Below are 25,482 nucleotides of genomic sequence, written 5' to 3'. Positions count from 1 at the left end.
TATGGCAGCCTGTTCGCATGTCTCGATTTTCAGCGATGCCAGCGCCATTTTTGCAATTCATCAGAAAGTCCGAGGATTTCGAGCACCACCTGTGATTGGTGATCGGGCACGGCCATGTCATGCATTTGCAGGGATGGCGATAGATTTTCTTGTCGTTACTGAAATTTTATCAAATATATTTTTCTATCAACAATGCTTATATCCACGATACCGACGTATAATTTGAAGAATTAAATTTTGTTGAAAATTTTTTCGCTGAAAAATATTTAAAATTTCGAACTGCGTCGCCATTGCCGCAATTAAAATCGCCGGGTCTATTCTGGAGAAATTTCACTTTTCGAGACAGTCACTGCAAATAACGGTGATCTCCCTTTTTTGTACCCCGTTGACGACCCATGGCAGCGCGCATATCATCGTCAATATTGAAACGATGTTTTATTATATGAAACGTCTGGGAGGAATGCAAGATGAATTTTGGTCCTGACCGGCCGGAGCGGGAGGCCTCGGGCACTGGGACGCTCGATATGGCCTTGCGGGTGCTGGAATATCTGGCGGGCCAGAGCCAGCCGCTGGCGCTGGCGCAGATCGCCAAGGCGTTTTCGGCTTCGAAAGCAACGGTTTATCGCCATCTCGTGACGCTGCAGCGCCATGGCTACGTTCGGCAGGACCCCGAGACCAGCCGCTACGAGCCGGGGGTAAAACTCCTGGTTCTCGGCGAGGCGGTGCGCGGCCGTTTCGATGTCGCCAATGCCGCCCGGCAGGAAGTGTCGCTGCTCGGCGAACGCACCGGCCAGGCGGTCACCGTCTGCCGGATGATCGACGGCAAGCTGGTGGTGCTCGATCTGATCCACGGCCGCACCATCATCGAATTCGGCACGCGCCCCGGCACGGAACTTTCGATCCACGCCACCGCCCACGGCAAGGTCTGGCTCGCTTTCGGCGCGCCGGAATTGTTCGAGCGGATCACCCGCGAGCCGCTGAAGGAGTGGACGCCGAAGACGATCGTTCGACCGGATGCCCTGCGCCACGAGATCGCCACGGTGCGCGATCGCGGCTGGGCCACGGCGTCGGACGAACTGATCACCGCCGTCAACGCTCTGGCGGCGCCGATCTTCAATCACAGCAACGAAATCGTCGGCTCGGTGGCCATCGTCGGGGCAACACAGTTCATCCCCGTGCAACCGCAGCCCAATCAGATCGAGGAGGTTCTCGCCACCGGACGGCGAATCTCCGAACGCCTTGGATGGAGGAACAATCAATGACCTATTCCCTCGCAGTGGATATCGGCGGCACGTTCACCGATATCGTCCTGCGCAACTCGGATGGCCGGCTGACGGTCGACAAGACGCTGACCACCCATGAAGACCTGCTGAAGGGCTTCTTCGGCGGCGTCAACGCTGTCCTTGCCAATGCCGGCATCTCCTCCGATGCCATCGACGGCGTCATCGTCCATGCCACCACCGTCGTCACCAATGCGTTGATCGAGCGCAAGGGGCCGCCGACCGCGCTCGTCGTCACCGAAGGGTTTCGCGATGTCCTGTCGATCCGCAACGAGCATCGTTACGACATGTATGATCCGCAGATCGAGTTCCCCGAGCCCCTGGTCTCGCCGGCGCTGACCTTCGGCATCGCCGAACGCATACTGGCCGACGGCACGGTGCTGGTGCAGCCGTCGGATGATGATATCGCAACGCTCGCCAAGGCGATCCGCGACAGCGGCGCCCAGTCGGTTGCCGTCTGCTTCCTCAACAGCTTCATCAATTCCGCCAATGAGGCGCTGGTTGCCGGCAAGCTGTCGCGGCTCCTCAACGACGTCTTCATCTGCACCTCGTCGGATGTCGCGCCGCAGATCCGCGAATATCCGCGCGCCTCGACGGCCGCCGTCAACGCCTACACCATGCCGATCTCGCAACCCTATCTGCGCCGCCTCAGCGACCGGCTGCGTTCGGAAGGCTTTTCCAACACGCCGCTGATCATGCTGAGTTCCGGTGGCGTTGTCGGTGCGGAAACCGCCGGCCGCAATCCGGTGCGCATGATCGAGAGCGGGCCTGCCGCCGGCGCGCTCGCCGCCTGCCATTATGCCGAAGTGCTCGGCATCGACCGGCTGATGTCCTTCGACATGGGCGGCACCACCGCAAAGGCCTGCCTGATCGAAAACCGCACGCCGCTGATCACCGGCCTCTTCGAGGTCGACCGCCGCTACCGTTTCAAGGAAGGCAGCGGCCTGCCGGTCACCGTGCCCTCCATCGACCTGATTGAAATCGGTGCCGGCGGTGGCTCCATCGCCCATGTCGATGGTCTCGGCCTGCTGAAGGTCGGTCCGGAAAGCGCCGGCTCCAACCCCGGTCCGGCCTGCTATGGCCGCGGCGGCAAAAACGCCACCGTCACCGACGCCGACCTCGTGCTCGGCCTCATCGACGCCGAAAACTTCCTCGGCGGCGACATGCACCTCGACAAGCCGGCAACCGAACGCGCCCTGCAGGCGCTCGCCGACGATCTCGACACGACGCCGGTGCAGGCGGCCCGCGGCATCTACCGCGTCGTCACCGAAGCGATGGCCTCCGCAGCCCGCGCCCATGCGACGGATCGCGGTGTCGATTACCGCGGCCTGCCGCTGTTTGCCTTCGGCGGTGCCGGCCCGCTGCATGCCTGCGGCGTTGCCGAACTGCTGCAGAGTTCGTCGGTCATCGTGCCGCCGCGCTCCAGCGTTCTCTCCGCCTTCGGTACGCTGGTGACGCCGCTGCGCCTCGATCTCGTCCGCAGCGATCTCGTCCGTCTCGACAATATCGATTGGGACCGCACCGAAAAAGTCATCGGCGAGTTGGAAAAGGAAGGCCGCGCCGCGCTGATGGAGGCCGGCTGCGCACCCTCCGACGTCGAAATCCATATCGGTGCCGACATGCGCTACTTCGGCCAGCAGCACGAGGTGACGGTCACCTTCGATGCCGATCCGCGCCGCACCCGCGATATCGGGGCACTCGCAACCCTGTTCGCCGACGCCTACCGCACGCTCTACGGCGTCAACCCGGATCACGTTCCGGTCGAGATCGTCTCCTGGCGCATCATCGTCAACGGCCCCGCCATCCGCTTCCACCCGGCCGGCCAGCCGGCGAGCGCCGAAGGCCAGCCGAAGACGCATCGCTCGGTGCATGCCTGGCAGGACAACGAGATGGTGCCGGTCTATGACCGCAAGGATCTCGCTGTCGGCCAGTCGGTCGCAGGGCCGCTGATCATCGAGGAACGCGAGACGACGACGGCGATCCCGCCGAACTGGATTGCGACCATCGACAGCATCGGCTGCATCGTTGCCACCAAGAAGACAAAGACGAACTGAGGAGGACCGGCCATGGACGGCGTCGAACTCGAAATTCTCTGGTCCAACCTGATTGGCATTGTGACCGAGCGGGCCAAGGCCCTGCAGCGCATCGCTTTCTCGCCGATCGTGCGCGAAGCCGGCGACCTCGCCTGCGCCCTCTTCGACCAGCGCGGCCGCATGGTGGCGCAGGCCAATACCGGCACGCCGGGGCACATCAATTCGCTCGCCTTCGCCGGCGGCCATCTGGTGAAGGAATTTTCCGGCCGCTGCGAGCCGGGCGATGTGCTGATCACCAACGATCCGTGGCTGTCGGCCGGCCACTTCTTCGACATCACCATCCTGACGCCGATCTTCAACGGCGAGCGGCTGATCGCCTATATCGGCTCGACCATCCACCACACGGATATCGGCGGCTACGGCATCGGTGCCGGCGCCCGCGACGTGCATGAAGAGGGCCTGTGGATCCCGCCGCTGAAGCTTTACGAGCGCGGCGTCGCCAATCCGGTGCTGAACGCCATGATCCGTCGCAACGTCCGCACGCCGGATGCCGTCTTCGGTGATCTGTCGGCGCAGGTCTCCAGCGGCCAGGCCGCCGCAGAACACCTGATCGCACTCTGCGAGCGCCAGGGTGTCGAGGATATCGAGATGCTGTCGGACGAAATCATCGCCCGCTCGGAGGAGGCGACGCGGGCGGCCATCCGCAAGCTCAAGCCCGGCACCTATCACGGCGAATCCAATTTCGACGTCCCCGGCGGCGAGATCATCACCCTGAAGACGGCGGTCACCGTCGATGCGGAGACGGGCAGCATCATCGTCGATTTCGACGGTTCGTCGAAGCAGACCTCGACCGGCATCAATGTCGTGCTCAACTATACGCATGCCTATTCGACCTTCGCCATCCGCTCCTGCCTCAACCCGGACCTGCCGAACAATTTCGGCAGCCTGGCGCCGATCGAGATCAGGGCGCCGAAGGGCTCGATCATCAATTGCGAATATCCGGCACCCGTGAATGCCCGCCATGTCGTCGGCATGTACGTGCCGATGCCGATCCTGAAAGCGCTGCATCAGGTGATCCCGACGCAGGTTCTGGCGGAAGGGTCCGGTGCCGTCTGGACGATCCAGATCCAGGGCAAGAACGCCGCCGGTCAATCGTTTACCTCGTCGATGTTCAACTATTCCGGCGGCATGGGCGCGCGCGCCGAAAAACCCGGCCCGAGCGCCACCTGCTACCCGACGGGCGTTGCGGCCGTGCCGATCGAAATTCTCGAGGCGGCGATGCCGATCGTCTTCGACAAGAAGGAACTGCGGCGCGGATCGGGCGGCGAGGGCCGGATGCGTGGCGGCGAGGGCCAGTCGATCGGTTTCCACATGCGCACGGAGGAGCCCTGGCTGCTCAACGCGGTGCCGAGCCGGCTCGACAACGGGCCGGAAGGCATCGGCGGCGGATCGCCGGGGGCGGCCGGGCGGTTCCTGGTCAATGGCAAGTCGGTCAGCGAGGCACGCAAGCTGACCATGCAGCCGGGCGACCGCGTGTTGCTCGAAACGCCCGGCGGCGGAGGGTTCGGCGCGTCGGTCTGACCCGGCGCACCGGAAGACATCATTTCAAACAGAACGTGGGAGGAAGTTCATGTTTCATATGAGAAATCAGTTTTTTGCCGGCATGGTGTCGGTTCTCGCCATGGCAGGTGCGGCGCAGGCGGAGGATATCTACAAGATCGGCATTTCGGCGGGCCTGACCGGTTATGCCGCAACGGTCGATCGCGCCTGGAGCGATGGCGTGCAGACCGCCGTCGACGTGCTCAACGCCAAGGGTGGCATCATGGGCCGCAAGCTGGAAGTGGTGGTCGAGGACAACCGCTCCAACCCGCAGGAAGCCGTCACCGTCTATCGCAAGATGGTGAGCTCCGATGGCGTCAACATCTTCTCCAGCGGCTGCGTCTCCGCCGGCAATGCCGCCGCCGCGCCGATGGTCGCCAAGTCCGAAATCCCGATGATCCTCTGCTCCATCCTGCCGAAGCAGGAGCGTGACGTCGTCTGGGCCTTCACCACCCTGCCGCCGGCCGGTTTCGAGATCGAGAAGCGTTTCGAATATCTTCGCGACAAGACGCAGATCCGCAAGGTCGGCGTGCTGCACGATCCCACACCTTATGCGCTGCTGCAGAAGGACGTTGCCGAGAAGGTGGCGGAGAAATTCGGCATCGAGGTCGTCGCCGTCGAGGCCTACAAGCAGGACGACGCCGATTTGAGCGTGCAGCTTTCGAAGATGCAGGCGGCCGGCGCCGGTGCGGTAATGAAAATCGGCCTCGGTGGCACGACGCTGACGGCGGCCAAGAACCTGAAGCAGCTCGGCTCCGACATGCTTTTGCTCACCAGCCTGGAAGATTTGGCCGTCTTCAAGCCGGTGGCCGAAGTTCTGGGCGACAAATTTTTCTTCGTCGCTTCGCCCTCGCAGGTTTTCGAAGCCTATCCGGACGGTCCGCTGAAGCAGGCGATCGGTCAGTTCCTCCAGCCGTGGCGGGAAAAATTCGGCGATCGCGATCCGAACTGGGCCTCGCGCGGCTGGGACAGCATCATGCTGACGGCGGCGGCGATCGAGAAGGGCCAATCCTTCGAGGGGCCGGCGGTGCGCGAGAACCTGGAAAAGATCACCGGTTTCCAGGGCACCACGGGCACCTATGATTTTGCACCGGACAAGCACCAGGGCATTTCGACCAATCCTTTCGTGGTTGCCCAGATCATCGACGGACAGGTCAGGATCGCCCAATGACACCGACCGGCACACTGCAGGTGGCTGATCCGGTCCTCGACGTCCGCGGCCTGAGCGCCCGCTACGGCCATGTCGAGGCCCTGAAAAGCGCCGATATTTCCGCCGGAAAGGGCGAACTCGTCGCGGTCCTCGGCCCGAACGGCGCCGGCAAGTCGACCCTGCTGCGTGCCATCATGGGCCTCATCCCCAACGAGGGGGAAGTCCGTTTCCTCGGCAACAGCCTGCCGCGCCGCGATCCCGTCGGCGCGGCGACGAAGGGTGTCGTCCTCGTGCCCGAAGGTCGCGGCATCTTCGGGCCGATGACGGTGCTCGAAAACCTGGAACTCGGCGCCTACAAGATCGGCGGCGACCGCCAGGAGATGGAGCGGCGCCTGACCCACGTCTTCGAACTTTTTCCGCGGGTCAAGGAGCGGTTGAAGCAGGTGGCCGGCTCGATGTCCGGCGGCGAGCAGCAGATGGTGGCCGTCGGCCGCGCCATGATGGCCGATCCGAAGGTGCTGCTGCTCGACGAGCCGTCGCTCGGTCTCGCGCCGCGCGTGACCGGGGAAATCCTCGAAACGCTCGGCACGCTCAGCGCAAGCGGCCTGCCCGTGGTGCTGGTCGAGCAGAAGGCGCCGCTGGCGCTGAAACTCGCCTGTCGCGCCTATCTGCTGTCCCTTGGTCGCATCGTCGCCACGATCAATCCACGCGAGGTGAAATCCCATGACGAACTCGCCCAGTATTATTTCGCCTGAGGCGGCCATGGTATCGGAACAAGCCAGCCCCCGTTCGCGCCATTTCGCTTCCGCCGGTATCTGGGTCCTGGCGGCGCTGATCGTCGGTTATGCCCTCGTTTTCGGCGGCTACATCGCCACAATCGTCGCCTTCGCGCTGATCTACGGGGTGTTCGTCTCCGGCCTCAACATCTTCATGGGGCTGACAGCGCAGGTTTCCTTCGGCCAGAGCGCCTTTGCGGCGATCGGCGGTTATACCTCGGCCGTGCTGACCACCACCTATGAATGGGCGCCGCTGCCGGGCATGCTCGCAGGCATCGTCTTCGCATTGCTCTTCGCGCTGGTCATCGGCTTTCCGACACTGCGGCTGAAGGGCCACTATCTCGCCATGGCGACATTGGCGATCGGCCTGATCACCTATGAAATCGCCGTCGAATGGGAATCGGTGACGCAGGGTTACATGGGCATTTCGGGCATTCCGCCGCTCGGCATCGGTCCTTTCGAGGCAATCAGCGACCGGCAGATCCTGGCGACGCTCTCCGTCATCGTCGTCATCGTTGCCTTCGCCGTCACACGCATCCGCAAGTCGCGGCTCGGCCGTGCCTTCGCCGCCGTCGCCGGCAGCGAGGAGGCGGCTGGCGCGCTCGGCATCAACGTGGCGCGTTACAAGCTCACCTCCTTCCTGCTGGCCGCCGGCCTTGCCTCGATTGCCGGTTCGCTCTTCGTGCATGTGGTCGGTTATGTCAGCCCGGAAGTGTTCGGCATGCACATGGTCGTACTCGCCTTCACCATGGTCTATATCGGCGGCCTAGGCACCGTTGCCGGCCCGGTCATCGGCGCCCTGATTGTCAGCCTGCTGCCGGAACTGTTCCGCGGCATGCGCGACAGCCAGGACCTCGCTTACGGCATCACGCTGATCCTGATCCTCATTTATGCGCCGAAGGGTCTCGCCGGCCTCGCGCAGAGCTTTGACGCACGGAGGGGCAAATGAACGCGATCCTCGAAGTCAAGAATGCGACGCGGCGGTTCGGCGGACTGGTGGCCGTCGACGATGTCAGTTTCACCGTGCCGTCGAAGGGCGTCACCGCCGTGATCGGCCCGAACGGCGCCGGCAAGACGACGCTGTTCAACATCATCGCCGGCACCTTCCCGCCGAGCGAAGGCGCCATCCTGCTCGGCGGCGCCGATGTGACGGCGCTGAAACCGGAGGCCAAGGCGGCGCGGGGCCTGGTGCGCACCTTCCAGCTCGTCAAGCTGTTCCAGGACCTGACGGCCATCGAAAACGTCAAGGTCGGTTTCCACCTGAAGACGCGTGGCGGCCTGTTTGCCGCGCTGGTCCAACCTGCCTGGGCTCGCAATGCGGAGAAGGATGTCGAGGACGGTGCGGCAGCGCTGCTCGATCTCGTCGGCCTGTCGAAGGTGGCGTTTAGCCCGGCCGCCGTTCTGCCCTATGGCCAGCAACGGCTCCTGGAAATCGCCCGGGCGCTGGCGGCAAGACCGCAGATCCTGCTGCTCGACGAACCGGCCGCCGGCCTGAATGCCGAAGAAAGCGAACGTTTGGCAAAAACCATCCGCCGCATCGCTGCCGACGGCACGGCCGTGCTGCTCATCGAACACGACATGAAACTCGTCATGGACATCGCCGACGAGGTGGTGGTGCTCGATTACGGCCGCAAGATCGCGCAAGGTTCGCCCGACGCGGTGAAGAAGGACCCCGCGGTCATCGCGGCCTATCTCGGATAAGGACGGATACGATGGACAACATGCACTTGGTCCTGCAGAGCCTGATCAGCGGCATCAGCATCGGCTGCGTCTACGGCCTGATCGGCATCGGCTTCTGCGTCATCTACAACGCCAGCGGCATCGTCAACTTCGCCCAGGGCGCCTTCGTCATGCTCGGCGGCATGGTCACCTACGTGCTGATCGAGCGCTTCCAGATGCCCTATGTGGTCGCCGCCCTCGGCGCCATCGTGGTGACCGGCTTCGTCGGCGCCTGCGTCGAGCGGCTGGTGGTGCGGCCTCTGTGGAACCGCAGCGCGCCGATGTTCGTGATGATCCTGGCGACGCTCGCGGCGCAGATCGTCATCGAGCGGCTGACCTACATCCTCGTCGACGACCAGCCCAAGACGCTGCCGGCCTTCAGCGACCTGCCGCCGATCATGCTCGGCGGCGTGGCGATCAATTTCCAGTCGTTGTGGATCATGGCCGGCTCGGTGCTGATCGTCGTGGCGCTCGGCCTGTTCTTCAAGACGACCCGCACCGGCAAGGCGATGCGCGCCGTGTCGATCAATGCCGAGGCGGCGGCGCTGCAGGGCATCCCGGTGTCGCTGATGCTGACGCTCGCCTTCGTGCTCAGCGCCATGCTCGGGGCGCTCGCCGGCATCCTCTTGACGCCGACGCAATACACCGCCTTCAACATGGGTGTGCCCTTCGCCATCTCCGGCTTCATCGCCGCGATCATCGGCGGGTTCGGCCGGCCGCTCGGCGCTTTCCTCGGCGGCATCGCGCTTGGGCTGATCCAGGCCATGGCCATCCTCGGGCTCGGCGCCGGCTTCAAGAATGTTGCGGCGCTCTCACTCCTGCTTCTCTTCCTGTTCGTGCGGCCCTCCGGCCTGCTCGGCAGCACTCGCTGATTGACTGGGACATTGGTATTATGAATCTGAAATCGATCGACTGGAACAGCATTCCGTGGACCCCGGTTCGCGAAGGCGTCGACCGCAAGGCGTTTTCCGGTGAGGGCGCGACGCTGGCGCTGCACCGGCTGCAGCCTGGCCACGAGCCGAAACCGCACGCCCATGAAAACGAGCAGATCGCCTACATCCTGAAGGGCACCATCCGCTTTTTCGTCGGCGACGAGGAGTATCTTCTCGGTCCCGGCGGGCTGCTGGTTATCCCGCCCAACGTGCGGCACTGGGGCGAGGTCGTCGGCGACGAGGAGGTTTTGAACCTCGACGTCTTCACGCCGCGCCGGCCGGAATACGCCTGACCGAAGGAGGAAAAAGGCCGTGAACATCGCGCTCTGGTTGGCACGCATCGCCAAAAGCCATCCCGACCTGCCGGCAGTGGCGCTCGGCACCCGGACCGTTGCCACTTACGGCGAACTGGCAAGCCGCGCCGCCCGTCTCGCCGGCAGCCTGGTCACCGTCTGCGGCGTGCGGCCGGGCGACCGGGTGGCGATCGCGGCGAAGAACGAGCCGGATTATGTCGCAGCACTTTATGCCATCTGGTTTGCCGGCGCCGTCGCGGTGCCGTTGAATGCCAAGCTGCATGCGCAGGAGATCGCCTATGCGCTGCAGCATTCCGGCGCTGCCGTCGCCTTTGCCTCCAGGGGGCTGGATGCGGCGATTGCCGGCGCCGGCGTCGAAAGCCTCAAGCACATAGTCACGCTGGGCAGTCCGGATTTTGCGGCGCTTTGCGGCGGTGAGCCCTATGGGCCGGTCGCGCGCCATGACGACGACCTTGCCTGGCTGTTCTACACCAGCGGCACCACCGGCCGGCCGAAGGGCGCCTGCCTGTCGCACAAAAATCTTGCGGCGATGTCGCTTGCCTATCTCGCCGAGGTCGACCCGACCGCACCCGGCGATAGCATCGTGCATGCCGCGCCGATGAGCCACGGCTCCGGCCTGTATATGATGGCACATATCCTGCGCGGCGCCGTCAACGTCGTGCCGGAATCCGGCGGGTTCGAGGCCGACGAGATCTTCGATCTTGCGCGGCATTGGCGGCAGATGTCGCTGTTTGCGGCGCCGACCATGGTCAAGCGCATGGTGGCGGCAGCGGCAAGCGCCGACCCCGCGACTTTCCGCACCATCGTCTACGGCGGCGGCCCGATGTATGTCGAGGATGCCGTCGACGCGCTCGATGCCTTCGGGCCGCGGCTTGCGCAGATCTACGGCCAGGGCGAGACGCCGATGACCATCACCACCCTTGACCGTTCGGTGATCGCCGACCGCAGCCAAGTGGACTGGCGCAGCCGCCTCGGCAGCGTCGGGCGCCCGTTCGGGTCGGTCGAGGTGATCGTCGCCGGCGCCGATGGCGAGCCGTTGCCCGTCGGCGAAACGGGAGAAATCCTCGTGCGCGGCGCGACCGTCATGCTGGGTTACTGGAACGATCAGGCAGCGACGGAAAAGACGGTGAAGGACGGCTGGCTGCACACCGGCGATCTCGGCGCCTTCGACGATGGCGGCTACCTGACGCTCAAGGATCGCTCGAAGGACGTGATCATCTCCGGCGGCACCAACATCTATCCGCGCGAGGTGGAGGAAGTCCTTTTGAAACACCCGGCGGTGCGCGAGGTCTCGGTGATCGGCCGGCCGGATGCAGAATGGGGCGAGGTGGTTGTTGCCTATCTGGTCGGCGATGCGTCGATCGCCGATCTCGACGGGCTCTGCCTTGGCAATATCGCTCGTTTCAAGCGGCCGAAGGACTATATCTTTGTCGAGTCCTTGCCGAAGAACAACTACGGCAAGGTGGTCAAGACGGAGCTGCGCGAGCGTGATGCCCGCGCGGAGGCATTAAAACAGGCCGGTTGAGACAGGTTCAGGGAGAAGACAGATGAGCGATCCGATCATCGTGGGCTGGGCCCACACGCCATTCGGCAAGCATGAGGACAAGGATGCCGAGGGGCTGGTCGCCGACGTGGCGCTTGCGGCCATCGAAAATGCGGGTCTTAGCCCCGAGGATATCGATGCCGTTTTCGTCGGCATGTTCAACAACGGCATGTCGCGGCAGGATTTTCCCGCCAGCCTGGTGCTGCAGTCGGTGCCGGCGCTACGCTTCAAGCCGATGGCGCGGTCGGAAAACGCCTGCGCCTCCGGCAGCGCCGCCATCCATGCCGGCCGCAATTTTCTGAAGGCAGGGCAGGGCCGCAACGTGCTGGTGATCGGCGTCGAGAAGATGACCGGCAACACCACCGCGCATGTCGGCGACGCGCTGCTCGGCGCCAGCTACCGCAAGGAGGAGGCGGACATGCCGGCCGGTTTCGCCGGCGTCTTCGCCCGCATGGGGCAGGCCTATTTCCAGAAATTCGGCGACCAGTCCGATGCGCTGGCGATGATCGCCGCCAAGAACCATCGCAACGGCGTCGACAACCCCTATGCCCAGATGCGTAAGGATCTCGGCTTCGATTTCTGCCGCACGGTGAGCGACAAGAACCCGATCGTCGCCCCGCCGCTGCGCCGCACCGATTGCTCGCCGATCTCGGACGGTGCCGCAGCCCTCGTCCTCTCCCTCGATGACGATGCAGCGAGTTTTTCCCGCGCCGTGCGCTTTCGCGCCGCCGCCCATGTCAACGACCACATGCCGCTGTCGAAACGCGATCTCTGGCAGCTCGAAGGGGCTGCCGAAGCCTGGAGGCAGGCGCTCGATACCGCCGGCGCGACGATCGGCGACCTCTCCTTCGTCGAGGTCCACGACTGCTTCACCATCGCCGAGCTGATGGCCTACGAAGCCATGGGCCTGACGGAGATCGGCGGCGGCGCCAGGGCGATCCTCGACGGCTGGATGGAAAAGGACGGCCGCCTGCCGGTCAACCGGTCCGGCGGCTTGAAGGCCAAGGGCCATCCGGTCGGCGCGACCGGCGTCTCGATGCATGTGCTGGCGTCGATGCAGCTGACCGGCGAGGCTGGCGAGCTGCAACTGCCGAAGGCCAATCTCGCCGGCGTCTTCAACATGGGCGGTAGCGGTGTCGCCAATTATGTCTCGATCCTGGAGGCGGTCTGAACCATGGCCGGCGATTTTGAGGCGTTAAAACTGTTCCGGCAGGCCGGCCTTGCCGGAGAAATCTTGACCGGCACCTTCCAGAAAACCCCCTCGCGGCATGTCTCCGAGGTTTTGGCACGCAGCGGGCTGGATTTTGTCGTGCTCGACGCCGAGCACGCGCCGTTCGGCATCGATGTCATCGACGACATCCTGGCGCCCACCCGTCCGATCGGGTTTCCCGTGCTGGTGCGCATTCCGGAGTTGCGGCCGTCCTTCATCGGCGCCTGCCTGGATGCGGGTGCCGCCGGCATCGTCGTGCCGCATGTGACCAGTGCCGAAAAGGCGATTGAAGCCGTGGCCGCGGCCCGTTTCGCCGCCGGCGGACGCGGGCTTTCGGCGTCGGGCCGGGCCGGCGGATACGGCGCCATGACGCTCGGCGATTACATGGGAGACAGCGATGCCGCGGTCAGCGTCTGGTGCCAGATCGAGGATGTCGAAGCCGTCGACAACCTGGAGGCCATCTGCGCCGTGCCGGGCGTCGACGCCCTGTTCGTCGGCCGCGCCGATCTCATGCGGTCGCTGGGTGCCGGAACGACGGGCGCGCCGGCCGTGGTCAATGCAGTGGAGAAGATTGCCAGGATTGGTCTGGCGGCAGGCAAGCGGCTGGCGATCTTTATCACCGATGCCGACGAGGCAGCCCGCTTCAAGGCCCTGGGTTTTTCGATCTTTATCTGCGGATCGGATCAATCCATGCTGAAGGCCAGGGCCCAGGCCACGAAGGCAGCGATTTCCGGCCTGTCGCCGTCCTCGGGTTTGTCCCGGGGATCTGCCTGCGCCTGACAGGCCTTTGGCGATAAAGGATATATCTGAGGTGCCGAGACTTCGGCACGAGGTCAAGGATGACGCAGGCAACGTTTTACGCCTTATCGGCAATCTGGCCCGGCTTTGCCGGACTTGCCCGAGGCTCAGGTTTCGGTCAACCAGCCCAGCCCTTCTTCGGTACGACCGGCGGGGCGATATTCGCAGCCGATGAAACCGGAATAACCCAGCGCATCGATCTCGGCAAAAATCGCCCTGTCGTTCAGTTCGCCTGTGCCCGGCTCGTTGCGTTTCGGCACGGAGGCGACCTGGATATGGCCGATATGCGGCATCATCGCCCGCAAGCCCATCACGACGTCGCCATGGAGGATCTGGCGATGGTAGATATCGAACTGCAGCTTGACGTGCTGGCGGCCGATCCCGGTGACGAAGGCGAGCGCCTGGTCGAAATCGTTGAGAAAATACCCTGGCATGTCGCGCCTGTTGATCGGCTCGATGACAAGGCCGATGCCCGCCTGTTCCGTCCGGTCGGCCGCGAATATCAGCGCCTCCCGATAGGCGCGGACCGCGATCTCGTCACCGGCATCGGCAATGCCTGCCATCATGTGCAGATACGGCGTGCCGATGATGCCGGCATAATCGACCGCCAGGCCGACCGCCGCCTCGAATTCCGCCCGGCGTGCGGGCAGGGCGGCCAGCCCGCGGTCGCCGCCGGCCCAGTTGCCGGGCGGCATGTTGAACAGTGCTTGCTGGAGACCGGACTTGCGCAGGCAGGCCGCGATGGTTTCCGCCGGATGATCGTAGGGAAACAGATATTCGACCGCCTCGAACCCGGCATCCGCGGCCGCCTGGAACCGGTCGAGAAAATCATATTCGTTGAACATCATGGAAAGATTGGCGGCAAAACGCGGCATGTCAGTTCTCCTCGCCGGTGCCCGGCAGATCCAGCCCGGCAATCTTCGCCAGCAGGCGCGCCACCGAGCTGTCGTCGTCACGGCCCATGCCCGCCGCCTCGGTCATGATGAACAGCTGCAGGGCGGCGCTGGCGATCGGCAGGGGAAATTTCTGCTTGCGGCCTATATCGGAAACGATGCCGAGATCCTTGGTAAAGATCGAGACGGCGCTGTGCGGCGTGTAATCGCCGGCCAGCACATGCGGAATGCGGTTCTCGAACATCCAGCTGTTTCCGGCCGATCTGGAAATGACCTCGAAAACGCGGGAAATATCGAGATCCAGGCTTTTCGCGAAGGTGATGGCCTCGCAGGCCGCAGCAATGTGCACGCCGGCAAGCAACTGGTTGACGATCTTGAAGGACGAGCCGATGCCCGGCTTGTCGCCCAGTTCGTAGACCGTGCCGGCCATCGCATCCAGCGCCGGCCGCGCGGCGGCAAAGGCTTCGGCGGAGCCGGAAGCCATGAAGGTGAGTTCGCCATTGCCGGCCTTGACCGAACCGCCGCTGATCGGGCCGTCGATGTAGAGCAACCCCTTTTCCGCCGCCCGGCGCGCAAATTCCTTGGCCTCGTGCGGCGCGATGGTGGCGCAGGAGATGATCACCGCGCCGGCGGGAAGCGCCTCGACAAGGCCTTCGGCGCCAAACAGCACCGTCTCCGTCTGCGCCGCATTGACCACGACCACGACGGCGATGGCAGCGCCCGTGGCGGCATCCGCCGGGCTGCGGCAGGCGATGCCGCCCGCCTCGCTCAAGGCCTGCAGGGCGGCGGCGCCGACATCGAAACCGCGCACGGCAAACCCGTTGCGCAGCAGCGAACGGGCCATGCCGAGCCCCATGGAACCGAGCCCGACAACGGCAACGTCGGATGGATCAACGGACATGAAGTCTCCTCGCGAAATTGGAAATTACCGACCGAAATGCTTTATCTCAGCGCTAACATAATTTTCAACCACATCCCCTAGCCAAGATCAAGCGATATATGTTAGCGCTGAGATAAAGCCGCAAACGCCGATGGGAAGGGCCGGAGATGCCGTCCGAAACGCCAACGCTCACAGATGTCGCGCGCCTTGCCGGCGTCAGCGAGAACACCGTTTCCCGCGTCGTGCGCAACAAGGGCTCGATCGCGGAGGAGACGCGCCGGCGGGTGACCTCTGCGATCGACCAGCTGGGTTATGTGCCGAACCGGGCGGCCGGCTCGCTGGCCTCCTCGTCGTCGCTGATCATCGGCGTGCTGCTGCCGTCGCTGTCGAACATCGTGTTTCCGGAGGTCCTGCGCGGCATTCATGCCGCGCTGGTCTCCACGCCCTACCAGCCGATGATCGGCGTCACCGACTACGATCTCCGGCAGGAGCAGAAGATCCTCGCCTCGATGCTCGCCTGGCAACCGGCGGCAATCATTACCGCCGGCTTCGAGCACACGGATGAGAGCCGCCGCATGCTGCAAAGCAACCGCATCCGCGTCGCCGAACTGATGGATATCGACAACCGGCCGATCGACCTCGCCGTCGGTTTTTCGCATCGCAAGGCCGGCAGGGCGGCGGCGGAACACCTGGTTCGCCGCGGTTATCGCCGCATCGCCTATGTCGGCCACGACTGGACCGCCGACCGGCGCGCCTTCTTTCGCTACGAGGGCCTTTGCGATGGCTTGCAGCAGGCAGGCCTTGCGGTTGCCGCTGAACTGCGCTTCAACGGGCCAAGCTCGACGCTTGCCGGACGAGACACGCTTGGCAGGCTCCAGCAGCAGGCTGGCGATGTCGATGCGGTCGTGTTTTCCAACGACGACATGGCCGTCGGCGGCTTCATGCACTGCCTGGGCGATGGCATCGACGTGCCGGCGCAGCTGGCGCTGTTCGGCTTCAACGGGCTGGAAATCGGCCAGGCGCTGCCAAAGCCGCTTTCGACGATCCGGTCCAACCGCTTCCTCATCGGCAAGACGGCGGCGGAGACCTTGCTGCAGGCGAGTGAACGAGCGGTCGAACCGCACATCATCGATACGGGTTTCGACATCATCGAAGGCGCCACCGCCTGATGGACAAGACAGGAGACGAACCATGCTTCTCGGAGCAATAGCCGACGATCTCACGGGAGCGACCGACCTGGCGCTGACGCTATCGCGTGAAGGCATGAAAACGGTGCAGGTGGTCGGCGTACCGCCGGCCGGATTCGATTTCGGCGGTGCGGATGCCGTGGTGGTGGCCTTGAAATCGCGCACCATTCCGGCCGAACAAGCCGTCGAGCAATCCCTCCAGGCGCTGGCCCGGCTGCAGGAAACCGGCGCGCGGCAAATCGTCTTCAAATATTGCTCGACCTTCGATTCCACCGCCGAGGGCAATATCGGTCCGGTGACGGAGGCGCTGCTTGCGGCCTTGAAAGACGACATCACCATCGTTTGTCCCGCCTTCCCCACCAACGGGCGGACGGTCTATCGCGGTTATCTGTTCGTCGGTGACCTGCTCCTCTCGGAAAGCCCGATGAAGGACCATCCGCTGACGCCGATGACCGACGCCAGCCTGGTGCGGCTGATGCAGGCGCAGACGCAACTGCCCGTCGGGCTGGTCCCCCGCGAAACGGTGGCGGCCGGCAGCGCGGCAATCCTTGCCGCGATCGAGACGGCCAAGGCCGCCGGCAAGCAGGTTCTGGTCGTCGACGCCATCTCCGACGACGACCTGCGCAGCATCGGCCTGGCTGTCTCCGGCCTCAGGCTGATCACCGGCGGCTCGGGCATCGCCATCGGCCTGCCCGAAAATTTTCGCCGGCGCCGCGAACTCGGCCCCAAGGGCGAGACCACTGCTTTCCAGGCGCCCGAAGGACGCGCAATCATGCTTGCAGGATCATGCTCGAAAGCCACCCGCGGGCAGATCGAGCATGCGATCGGCGCGGGCGTGCCGGCGTTTCGCGTCGATCCACTGGCCATAGACGCCGGGGAACTGGCGCCGGATACGGTGATAGACTGGGCGGCCGCGGAACGGCAGAAGGTGCCGCTGATCTATTCGAGCGCCGACCCTGACACCGTTCGCGTGGCGCAGGAAAAGCTTGGCCGCAATCGTGCCGGCGAAATCGTCGAGCATTTTCTCGCCGCGGTCGCCGCCGCCCTGCAAGCCCGGGGTTTTTCGCGATTCCTTGTCGCCGGCGGCGAGACCTCCGGTGCGGTGGTCGAGGCGCTCGGTGTTTCCGCCCTGCTCATCGGCCCGGAAATCGATCCGGGCGTGCCCTGGACCGTCAGCCTCGGCGACCGGACACCCGTGGCGCTTGCCCTGAAATCCGGCAATTTCGGCAGCGTCGACTTTTTCTCCAAAGCCTGTGACCTCCTGCAATGACCGCAATCATCTCCGAAGAAACCCGCTTGCGCGACGATATCGTCGCCGTCGGCAAATCGCTGTTCGACCGGCTGTTCACGTTCGGATCGACGGGCAATATCAGCGCCCGGCTTTCCAGCGGCGAATTGCTGATGACGCCGACCAACGCCTCGCTCGGCAGCCTCGACCCGGCACGCCTGTCGAAATTTTCCGCCGAGGGCGTGCATATCGGCGGCGACAAGCCGACCAAGGAAGCCTTCCTGCATCAATGCATGTATTGCGAGCGGAAAGGGGCAGGCGCCGTCGTCCACCTGCACTCGACCCACGCCGTCGCCGTCAGCATCATCGACGGCCTCGACCAGGAGGACCTGCTGCCGCCGCTGACGGCCTATTACGCCATGCGCGTCGGCCGGCTGCCGCTGGTTGCCTATTACCCGCCCGGCGACGAGACGCTGGCAAACGCAGTCGCCGAGAAGGCGCGAGACGCCCATGCGGTGCTGCTCGCCAATCACGGCCCGGTGGTGGCCGGCGCCTCGCTGCGCGAAGCGCAATATGCCACCGAAGAACTGGAGGAAACCGCCAAACTCTTCCTGATGCTGCGCGGCGAACGCATCCGGCCGCTGACGGCCGAACAGCGCGACGCGTTGAAGGGCCGCTGACGGGAAGCGTCGATTGCCGGTGCCGCCTGGGCGGCGCCGGCTTGCGCCGATCAGACGGCGCCAAGGTCCTCGTAGCTGGCATGCAAGGCCCAGTCGCCGGCCGAGAACCGGTCGCGGGCGAAATTGTGCTGGTGCCAGTAGGGATAGATATAGGCGGGACGGCTGGCGAGGTTCAGCTTTTCCAGTTCTTCGGCCGCAAGCTTGAGATCGACGGCAGCGATATTGTCCTTGAAATGCTGCTCGGTGAGGCCGCCGACGACCAGCGATGCAACGGCAGGGCGCGACAGCGTCCAGGCGAGCGCCACCTGCGCCGGCTTGACGCCGCGTGCGGCTGCAATTTCGTCAAGCACATCGATGATGCGCCACAGACGCTCCTGATCGCGGATCGGCGGCTCGGTCCAGCCCTTGGCCTGGCGGGAATCGGCCGGCACCTTGTCGCGCCGGATGTCGCCGGTCAGCAGGCCTGCGGCCAGCGGGCTCCAGACCATGACACCCAGTCCCTGATCGACGGAGACGGGCAGCAGCTCGTATTCGGCCTCCCGCGCTTCCAGCGTATAATGGATCTGCTGGGTGACGAAGCGCGGCAGGTTGCGGGCCTCGGCGACGCCGAGCGCCTTCATGATGTGCCAGCCGGAATAGTTCGAGCAGCCGATATAGCGGATCTTGCCCTGCCGCATCAGCGTGTCCAGCGCAGAGAGCATTTCGTCGAGCGGCGTCAGGCCATCCCATTCATGCATGAAATAGATGTCGATGTGATCGGTCTTCAGCCGCTCCAGGCTTCGCTCGCATTCACGGATCAGGTGGTAGCGGGACACGCCCTCGTCATTGGGGCCGTCGCCGATGCGCATGCGCGCCTTCGACGAGATTAGCACCTTGTCGCGCCTGCCCTGCAACGCCTCGCCCAGAATTTCCTCCGAGCGGCCGAGGGAATACATGTTGGCGGTGTCGAAGAGGTTGACGCCGCCGTCGATGCAGGTGTCGATCAGCCGGCGGGCATCGCCGACATCCTGGTTCGCCACCCGCCCGAAGGCGCCGACGCCGCCAAAGGAAAACGTACCCATGGCGATAGCGGAAACTTTGAGGCCCGAGCGGCCAAGCGTTCTGTATTCCATCGTCTCTCTCCCAAACAAAAGAAATAGTTTCTCGTGGCCGGCGCCAGGGGCGTCGTCCAGATACGCATTTCGAACATTGCAGGCCCTGCGGCCGGGCGATGAGGCTCAGCCCGCAGGCAGTTTGGCGCGCCTTGCGGGCGCTTTTGCCGGTCTGGCCGGCGCCTGGACCTCATGGGCCAGATCGCTCGCCCGGATGACCAGGTCCGCGCCGACCAGGATCTTGACGGCGGGCTGGGTTTCGGACGCATTGATGAGATCGTCGAGCACGGTGACGGCGAGATAACCGATCTTGCGCTTCGAAACCTCGATCGTCGTCAGCGCCGGCTCCATGGTGGCGCTTTGCGGCAGGTTGTCGAAGCCGATCACCGAAACGTCTTCCGGGATGCGCACCCCGAACTCCTTCAGCGCCCGGATGAAGCCGTAGGCGATGATGTCGTTGGTGCAGAAATAACATTCGGCGAGATCGATGCCGGATTGCAGCAGCGCGCGGGCATCGCTGTAGGCGCCGTCATAGGTCGATTCCAGCGAGATCACGTCGTCTTCCCGCACCTTCAGGCCGAGCCGCGTCATATACTTGAAAAACGCATCGCGCCGCAGGCGGAAATTCGTGGTGTCGACATGGCTGGCGACGAAGCCGATGCGCTCGAAACCCTGCTGCCGGAAGCGCGACAGCACCTTGAACACCGCATCCTCGTTGTTCATGTCGACGAAATTGGCGTCGATGACCTCGTAGAAGGTGTCGATGAACACCGTCGGCAGGCCAAGTCCCTGGATAAGGCGGATATCGGCTTTCGACAGTTCCGTGCCGAGCGCGATCACGCCGCTGACCGGCGCGCCGGCCAGCGATTCCGCCACGGCGCTGATCGGCTGGCCTTCGAAGCTGACGATCTCCAGCGTGTAGTTGCGGCGCGTCGCCTCCGACGACATGCCGTCGATGTAATCGGAGATGAACACGCTGTGATCGCGGTTCACCGTATGGCCGTGCTTGGCGATTTTCAGAAAGCGCAGCGTATCGCCCGCCTCGACGCCGGACTTGGCGGCCCGCGGGATGTAGTTCAGGTTCGAAACCGCTTCCAGCACGCGCGCCCGCGTCTCGCCGGAGATCTCACCCTTGCCGTTCAGCACAAGGGAAACGGTTGCCGGGGAAACACCGGCGACACCCGCAATATCCCTGATCGTGAACGCTTTTTTCTTCTTCATCGCCGCCTGAGCAACCACTGGTAAGGGCCAAAAGACGAGCATCGTTTAGTAAACAAGCGCGCCGTTCGGGAAGGATGGGTTACGGCAAAAGCAGGCCCTACGCAATCGAATTTATTGAAAAAACCGGCTTGCACAACCCAAATCGCTTTGCTAACTTTTTACTAAAGAGGGCTTATGTTTACTAAACATGGTAGGAGGAAACCATGCAGAGGACAAGCGGCCAGCTTGCCATGCTTGCTGCCATCAATATCTTGCTGCTCATCGTCGGAGCGGCAATTTCCGGTGGATCGTTTCTTTCCATTTTCAACCTTCAGTCGATGGCCAGCCAGCTGCCGGAAATCGGCCTGCTCGCCATCGGTGTCATGCTGGCCATGTGCGCCGGCAATGGCGGCATCGACCTTTCGGGCATTGCGCTTGCGAATATGTCCGGCGTGCTGTCGGCGGTGATCGTTTCGTCGTTCCTGTCCAGCGGCGAAAACGACCTGGCGTTCAGCCTTGCCTTCATCGTCGTGGCGCTCGCCATCGGTTTCTCCGGGGGGCTGATCAACGGCATACTGATCGCCCGCCTCAACATCACGCCGATCCTCTGCACGCTCGGCACCCAGATGGCCTTCACCGGGCTTGCCGTCGTCGTGTCCGGCGGGCGTGCCGTGATGGTCGGCAGCCCGGACCTGCTGTCGCGCATCGGCAACGACATGCTGCTGGCCGTTCCGATCAGCTTCCTGATCTTCATTGTGGTGGCGGCCGTCATCGCGGCGGCGTTGAAATACACCCCCTACGGCCTGTGGCTGATGCTGATGGGCACCAATCCCAAGGCCGCGATCTATGCCGGCTTCCCGAAGAACGGCGTGCTGATGGCGACCTATGCGATCAGCGGCACGCTTTCGGGCCTCGCCGGCGTCATCATCGCCGCCCGCAACGTCAACGTGAAGTTCGATTACGGTAGCTCCTACCTGCTGATCGCCATCCTGATCGTCGTCATGGCGGGGGTGAAGCCGGAGGGCGGATACGGGCGGGTGGTCTGCGTGGTGCTGAGCGCCGTCGCGCTGCAGCTGATGTCCAGCCTGCTCAATTTCGGCGGCCTGTCGAATTTCGTCCGCGATTTCGCCTGGGGCCTGCTGTTGCTCACTTTCCTTGCCGTCGGACGCTACGACGTCGTCGGCTTCGTGTTCCCCGGCAATCGCCGGCGGGTCGACACCGGTGTCAAACCCTCAAGCACCGGCACGTGAAATCCGAGGGATACTAAATTGTGGAGGAGACCATGAAAGCTAAAACCAAAAAGATGCTCGCGGGAACATTCATTGCAACCGCCATGCTGGCCGGCACCGCGACCACGCTTGTCGCGCAGGAAAAGCCCGTCATCGCCACCGTCGTCAAGATCAGCGGTATTCCGTGGTTCGACCGCATGAACACCGGCGTCGAGGCCTTCCAGCAGGCCAATCCGGACGTGCAGGCCAGCCAGAGCGGCCCGGCAACCGCCGATTCCGCCCAGCAGCTGCAGATTGTCCAGGACCTGATTGCCAAGGGCGTCAACGCGCTCGCCGTCGTGCCGATGGACCCGGCTGTCCTCGAAGGCGCCTTCAAGCGCGCCATGGAACGCGGCATCGTCGTCGTCACCCATGAGGCCGACAACCAGATGAACACCCAGGCCGACGTCGAAGCCTTCGACAACGCCGAATATGGTGCAGCCCTCAACGAGCGCCTAGCCGAATGCATGGGCAAGGCCGGCAAGTGGACGACCTTCGTCGGTTCGCTCGGCAGCCGCACGCACATGCAGTGGGTCGGCGCCGGCGAAGAAAACGCCAAGAAGTATGCCGACATGCAGCTCGTCGATCCGAACAACGAATCCTTCGACGATGCCAATGCGACCTATGAAAAAGCCAAGGAAGTGCTGCGCAAGCACCCCGACATCAAGGGTTTCCAGACCTCTGCCGGTAACGACGTTCTCGGCGTCGGCCGCGCCATCGACGAAGCCGGCCTGAGCGGCAAGGTATGCCTCGTCGGCACCGGCCTGCCGAACCCCTCTGCCGACCTGCTGGAATCCGGCGCGATCACCGCCATCGGCTTCTGGGATCCGCAAAAGGCCGGCATGGCGATGAACGCCGTCGCCAAGCTGCTGGTCGAGAAGAAGGAACTGACCGACGGCATGGATCTCGGCGTCGAAGGCTACAACAAGGTCTCGATCAAGAAGGGTGCCGGCGACGGCGTGCTGGTCATCGGCAACGGCATGGTTCTGGCCGACAAGTCCACCTACAAGGACCACATGTTCTAATCGCTGTTTCGAAGGCGGCCGGAGCCGAAAGGTCCCGGCCGTCGAAAGCCCGCCGATAGCGGGCACAGCATGGCGATAGAGGAATTCAACGTGTCGGCAATGACGAAAAACGCTCCGGCTTCGGAGCGCTTCCTGGAATTGCGAAACATCCAGAAGTGGTTCGGCGGCGTCCATGCCCTGCGCGGCATCGATCTCGCACTGAACCTTGGTGAAGCATACCACCTGCTTGGTGAAAACGGCTGCGGCAAGAGCACCGTCATCAAGATCATGTCCGGGGCGATCGCGCCGAGCGAGGGCGAAATCATCCTCGACGGCCGCAGCTACACGGCGCTCGATCCGATCCAGTCGCTCGGCGCGGGCATCGAGACCGTCTACCAGGACCTGTCGCTCATTCCCAACCTGACGGTGGCGGAAAACGTCGCGCTCAGCGAACAGCTCGTCGGCGCCCATGGCCGGCTTGCCCGGCTGTTCGACCGCAGCCGCCTGCGGCAGACCGCCGAACGGGCGCTCTCGACCGTCGGCCTGCCCACCGACCGCGCCTTTCTCAACACCGTCGTCTCCGATCTGCCGCTCGCCGCCCGCCAGCTGGTGGCCATCGCCCGCGCCATCGCCACCCGCGCCAAACTCGTCATCATGGACGAGCCGACCACCTCGCTGACGCGCCGCGAGGTCGACAACCTGATCCGCGTCGTCGAACGGCTGCGCTCGGAAAACGTCGCGGTGCTGTTCGTCACCCACAAGCTGGACGAATGTTACCGCATCGGCGGTCACGCCATCGTCTTCCGCGACGGCCAGTGCGTCGCCCAGGGTCCGCTGGAGGACTACAGCAAGAAGCAATTGTCCGAACTGATGACCGGCCGGCCGATCGATGCCGAACGCTACCGCCACGGCAAGCCCGGCGACGGCGAGCTCTTGCGGGTCGAACATCTCTCCGCCCCCGGTTTCAGCGATCTCGGCTTTAGCCTGCGCCAGGGCGAAATCCTCGGGATCACCGGTCTTGCCGATTCCGGCCGCAACGAACTGGCCATGGCGCTCACCGGCGTGGCGCCGGCGACGTCAGGCAGCATCGCGCTGCAAGGCCGGCCGGTCACGGTGCGCCGCCCCGCCGACGCCATCGCCATGGGCATCGGTTACGTTCCGGAAGACCGGCTGGCAGAAGGCCTGTTCCTCGACAAATCGATCTTCGAAAACGAGATCGCCCTGATCCTTACCCGCCTCAGCAATGCGCTCGGCGTCGTCGACAAGAAGCAGGGCCGGGCCATCGCCGCCCGCCTTTCCGAAGAGATGCGGCTCAATACCAAGGATCTCGACCTGCCGGTCGGCTCGCTCTCCGGCGGCAACCAGCAGCGCGTGCTGATCGGCCGCTGGCTGAGCATCGGCCCGAAACTTCTCGTGCTGCACGGCCCGACCGTCGGCGTCGACGTCGGCTCCAAGGATACCATCTACCGCGCCATCCAGGCGCTGGCCGAAGCCGGTATGGGGCTGATCATCGTCAGCGACGACCTGCCGGAACTGCTGCAGAACGCCGACCGTATTCTTGTCATGAATGCCGGCGGCATCGTCGCCCAACTCGACGCGGCCGAAGCCAGCGAAGAACAGCTCTACAAGGCCATGCTGTCGTCCAGGAAGGAACACGCCCAATGAATGCTTCCCGGATCGAACAGCTCAAGGAAGATGCGGCCCGGCCGCAAAGCTTCAGCCTCGGTGAGTTCATCCGCCGCCGGCCGGAATCGATCACCTTCTTCCTGCTGGTGGCCATCTGCGTCGCCGTCGCCGTCGCCAATCCCGCCTTCCTGCAGCCGGCGACATTGATCGATATCGGCCGCGCCAGCGTCGTCATGGGCCTGTTTGCGCTCGGCGTCTTCATCATCCTGGCGGCCGGCGGCATCGATGTGTCGTTCACCGCCATCGCTGCCTTCACCATGTATTCGCTGACCGTGCTGGTGCAGAGCTATCTGCCGGGTATCCCGATCGCTGTCATCCTGATCATGGCGATCGTCGGCGGCGCCTTGCTCGGCGTCATCAACGGCCTGCTGGTTCATCACTTGAACGTGCCGTCGCTGATCGTCACCATCGGCACGCAGTACCTGTTCCGCGGTTTCCTCCTGTCCTTCATCGGCACGGTATGGATCATGTCTTTGCCGCCGCAGATGGGGGCTTTCGGCCGCATGCCGCTGTTCCAGTTCGAATCCGCCAACGGCGCCGTCATCACCCTGCCCTTCTATTTCCTGGTGTTGCCGATTGCCGCCGTCGCCACCTGGTGGATCCTCAACCGCACGCTGATGGGCCGGGCGATCTTCGCCGTCGGCGGCAATGCGCAGATCGCCAGCCGGCTCGGCTACAACCTCAAGACCATCCACATCTTCCTGTTCGGTTATGCCGGGGCGCTGGCCGGGCTCGCCGGCATCATCCACGTCTGCGCCAACCGCCAGGCCAATCCCTTCGACCTCGTCGGCACCGAAATCAACGTCATCGCCGCGGTCGTGCTCGGCGGCGCGCGCATTACCGGCGGCACCGGCACGGTGCTCGGCACCATCCTCGGCGTGCTCTTGATCGTGGTGATCAACAGCGTGCTGGTGATGGTCGGCATTCCCAGCACCTGGCAGCGGCTGGTCGTCGGCAGCTTCATCCTTCTGGCCGCCGCCTTCTTCGTGACGCGCCAGCGCAAGAAATAAA

General features: G+C 64.0%; 23 protein-coding genes. 19 read left to right on the top strand and 4 right to left on the bottom strand.

The window, feature by feature from the left end:
* Positions 1–467: 467 nt before the first annotated feature.
* From DEM27_RS22870 to DEM27_RS22815, 12 genes are read left to right on the top strand one after another with little or no spacing between them, the layout of a single operon-like run.
* Positions 468–1,262: an IclR family transcriptional regulator gene (locus DEM27_RS22870; protein ID WP_109460548.1), complete on the top strand. Its 795-nt coding sequence runs from the start codon at positions 468–470 to the stop codon at positions 1,260–1,262.
* Positions 1,259–3,334 carry a hydantoinase/oxoprolinase family protein gene (locus tag DEM27_RS22865; protein WP_109460547.1) on the top strand — a complete coding sequence of 692 codons (2,076 nt, stop codon included), beginning with the start codon at positions 1,259–1,261 and terminating at the stop codon, positions 3,332–3,334. Before DEM27_RS22870 ends, DEM27_RS22865 begins: the two co-directional genes overlap by 4 nt.
* A gap of 12 nt (positions 3,335–3,346) precedes the next feature.
* Positions 3,347–4,894: a hydantoinase B/oxoprolinase family protein gene (locus DEM27_RS22860; RefSeq protein WP_109460546.1), complete on the top strand. Its 1,548-nt coding sequence runs from the start codon at positions 3,347–3,349 to the stop codon at positions 4,892–4,894.
* A 49-nt stretch (positions 4,895–4,943) separates the two neighbouring features.
* Complete coding sequence (locus DEM27_RS22855) at positions 4,944–6,083, top strand: ABC transporter substrate-binding protein (protein ID WP_109460545.1); 1,140 nt, start codon at positions 4,944–4,946, stop codon at positions 6,081–6,083.
* Positions 6,080–6,817, top strand: a complete 738-nt coding sequence (locus tag DEM27_RS22850) for an ABC transporter ATP-binding protein (RefSeq protein ID WP_109460544.1) — start codon at positions 6,080–6,082, stop codon at positions 6,815–6,817. Before DEM27_RS22855 ends, DEM27_RS22850 begins: the two co-directional genes overlap by 4 nt.
* Positions 6,818–6,824: 7 nt before the next feature.
* Positions 6,825–7,787 (top strand): branched-chain amino acid ABC transporter permease, encoded by a 963-nt coding sequence (locus tag DEM27_RS22845; protein WP_165823540.1) that lies wholly within the window; start codon positions 6,825–6,827, stop codon positions 7,785–7,787.
* Positions 7,784–8,539 carry an ABC transporter ATP-binding protein gene (locus tag DEM27_RS22840; protein ID WP_109460542.1) on the top strand — a complete coding sequence of 252 codons (756 nt, stop codon included), beginning with the start codon at positions 7,784–7,786 and terminating at the stop codon, positions 8,537–8,539. The genes DEM27_RS22845 and DEM27_RS22840 overlap by 4 nt, the downstream gene beginning before the upstream one ends.
* A gap of 11 nt (positions 8,540–8,550) precedes the next feature.
* The gene (locus DEM27_RS22835; RefSeq protein ID WP_109460541.1) at positions 8,551–9,429 is read left to right on the top strand and encodes a branched-chain amino acid ABC transporter permease; all 879 of its coding nucleotides are present in this window, start codon (positions 8,551–8,553) and stop codon (positions 9,427–9,429) included.
* A 20-nt stretch (positions 9,430–9,449) separates the two neighbouring features.
* On the top strand, positions 9,450–9,782 hold the full coding sequence (locus tag DEM27_RS22830) for a cupin domain-containing protein (RefSeq protein WP_109460540.1): 333 nt from the start codon (positions 9,450–9,452) through the stop codon (positions 9,780–9,782).
* Between the two features lie 19 nt (positions 9,783–9,801).
* The gene (locus DEM27_RS22825; protein ID WP_109460539.1) at positions 9,802–11,328 is read left to right on the top strand and encodes an AMP-binding protein; all 1,527 of its coding nucleotides are present in this window, start codon (positions 9,802–9,804) and stop codon (positions 11,326–11,328) included.
* Positions 11,329–11,350: 22 nt separating this feature from the next.
* Positions 11,351–12,517 carry an acetyl-CoA acetyltransferase gene (locus DEM27_RS22820; protein WP_109460538.1) on the top strand — a complete coding sequence of 389 codons (1,167 nt, stop codon included), beginning with the start codon at positions 11,351–11,353 and terminating at the stop codon, positions 12,515–12,517.
* A 3-nt stretch (positions 12,518–12,520) separates the two neighbouring features.
* Positions 12,521–13,336 carry an HpcH/HpaI aldolase family protein gene (locus tag DEM27_RS22815; RefSeq protein WP_109460537.1) on the top strand — a complete coding sequence of 272 codons (816 nt, stop codon included), beginning with the start codon at positions 12,521–12,523 and terminating at the stop codon, positions 13,334–13,336.
* Between the two features lie 125 nt (positions 13,337–13,461).
* Here the strand turns inward: DEM27_RS22815 and otnI are convergent, their stop codons facing one another.
* A complete protein-coding gene (otnI, locus tag DEM27_RS22810) occupies positions 13,462–14,229 on the bottom strand; it encodes a 2-oxo-tetronate isomerase (protein WP_109460536.1) in 768 nt (255 codons plus the stop codon).
* A gap of 1 nt (position 14,230) precedes the next feature.
* Complete coding sequence (ltnD, locus tag DEM27_RS22805; protein ID WP_109460535.1) at positions 14,231–15,148, bottom strand: L-threonate dehydrogenase; 918 nt, start codon at positions 15,146–15,148, stop codon at positions 14,231–14,233.
* A 146-nt stretch (positions 15,149–15,294) separates the two neighbouring features.
* On the opposite strand from ltnD, the gene DEM27_RS22800 reads away from it, so the two are divergent.
* From DEM27_RS22800 to otnC, 3 genes are read left to right on the top strand one after another with little or no spacing between them, the layout of a single operon-like run.
* Entirely contained in the window at positions 15,295–16,296 is a 1,002-nt protein-coding gene (locus DEM27_RS22800; protein ID WP_109460534.1) for a LacI family DNA-binding transcriptional regulator, read from the top strand.
* Positions 16,297–16,318: 22 nt separating this feature from the next.
* Positions 16,319–17,584 (top strand): 3-oxo-tetronate kinase, encoded by a 1,266-nt coding sequence (gene otnK, locus DEM27_RS22795; RefSeq protein WP_109460533.1) that lies wholly within the window; start codon positions 16,319–16,321, stop codon positions 17,582–17,584.
* Entirely contained in the window at positions 17,581–18,222 is a 642-nt protein-coding gene (gene otnC, locus DEM27_RS22790; RefSeq protein ID WP_109460532.1) for a 3-oxo-tetronate 4-phosphate decarboxylase, read from the top strand. The genes otnK and otnC overlap by 4 nt, the downstream gene beginning before the upstream one ends.
* A gap of 50 nt (positions 18,223–18,272) precedes the next feature.
* Here the strand turns inward: otnC and DEM27_RS22785 are convergent, their stop codons facing one another.
* On the bottom strand, positions 18,273–19,334 hold the full coding sequence (locus tag DEM27_RS22785) for an aldo/keto reductase (RefSeq protein ID WP_109460531.1): 1,062 nt from the start codon (positions 19,332–19,334) through the stop codon (positions 18,273–18,275).
* A gap of 105 nt (positions 19,335–19,439) precedes the next feature.
* A complete protein-coding gene (locus tag DEM27_RS22780; protein WP_109460530.1) occupies positions 19,440–20,534 on the bottom strand; it encodes a LacI family DNA-binding transcriptional regulator in 1,095 nt (364 codons plus the stop codon).
* A 203-nt stretch (positions 20,535–20,737) separates the two neighbouring features.
* On the opposite strand from DEM27_RS22780, the gene DEM27_RS22775 reads away from it, so the two are divergent.
* The 4 genes from DEM27_RS22775 (at position 20,738) to DEM27_RS22760 (ending at position 25,481) form a co-directional block, all read left to right on the top strand.
* Positions 20,738–21,763 (top strand): ABC transporter permease, encoded by a 1,026-nt coding sequence (locus DEM27_RS22775; RefSeq protein WP_109460529.1) that lies wholly within the window; start codon positions 20,738–20,740, stop codon positions 21,761–21,763.
* 32 nt (positions 21,764–21,795) lie between these two features.
* Positions 21,796–22,806: a substrate-binding domain-containing protein gene (locus DEM27_RS22770; protein ID WP_109460528.1), complete on the top strand. Its 1,011-nt coding sequence runs from the start codon at positions 21,796–21,798 to the stop codon at positions 22,804–22,806.
* 69 nt (positions 22,807–22,875) lie between these two features.
* Positions 22,876–24,450 carry a sugar ABC transporter ATP-binding protein gene (locus tag DEM27_RS22765; protein ID WP_245446046.1) on the top strand — a complete coding sequence of 525 codons (1,575 nt, stop codon included), beginning with the start codon at positions 22,876–22,878 and terminating at the stop codon, positions 24,448–24,450.
* Positions 24,447–25,481, top strand: coding sequence for an ABC transporter permease (locus DEM27_RS22760; protein ID WP_109460527.1), 1,035 nt, complete (start codon positions 24,447–24,449; stop codon positions 25,479–25,481). The genes DEM27_RS22765 and DEM27_RS22760 overlap by 4 nt, the downstream gene beginning before the upstream one ends.
* The last annotated feature ends 1 nt before the right edge of the window (position 25,482 follow it).

The organism is Rhizobium album (assembly GCF_003122325.1).
Lineage (GTDB): Bacteria > Pseudomonadota > Alphaproteobacteria > Rhizobiales > Rhizobiaceae > Metarhizobium > Metarhizobium album.
The sequence above is the reverse complement of the archived record's forward strand: the minus strand, read 5'-3'. Positions and strand labels throughout refer to the sequence as shown.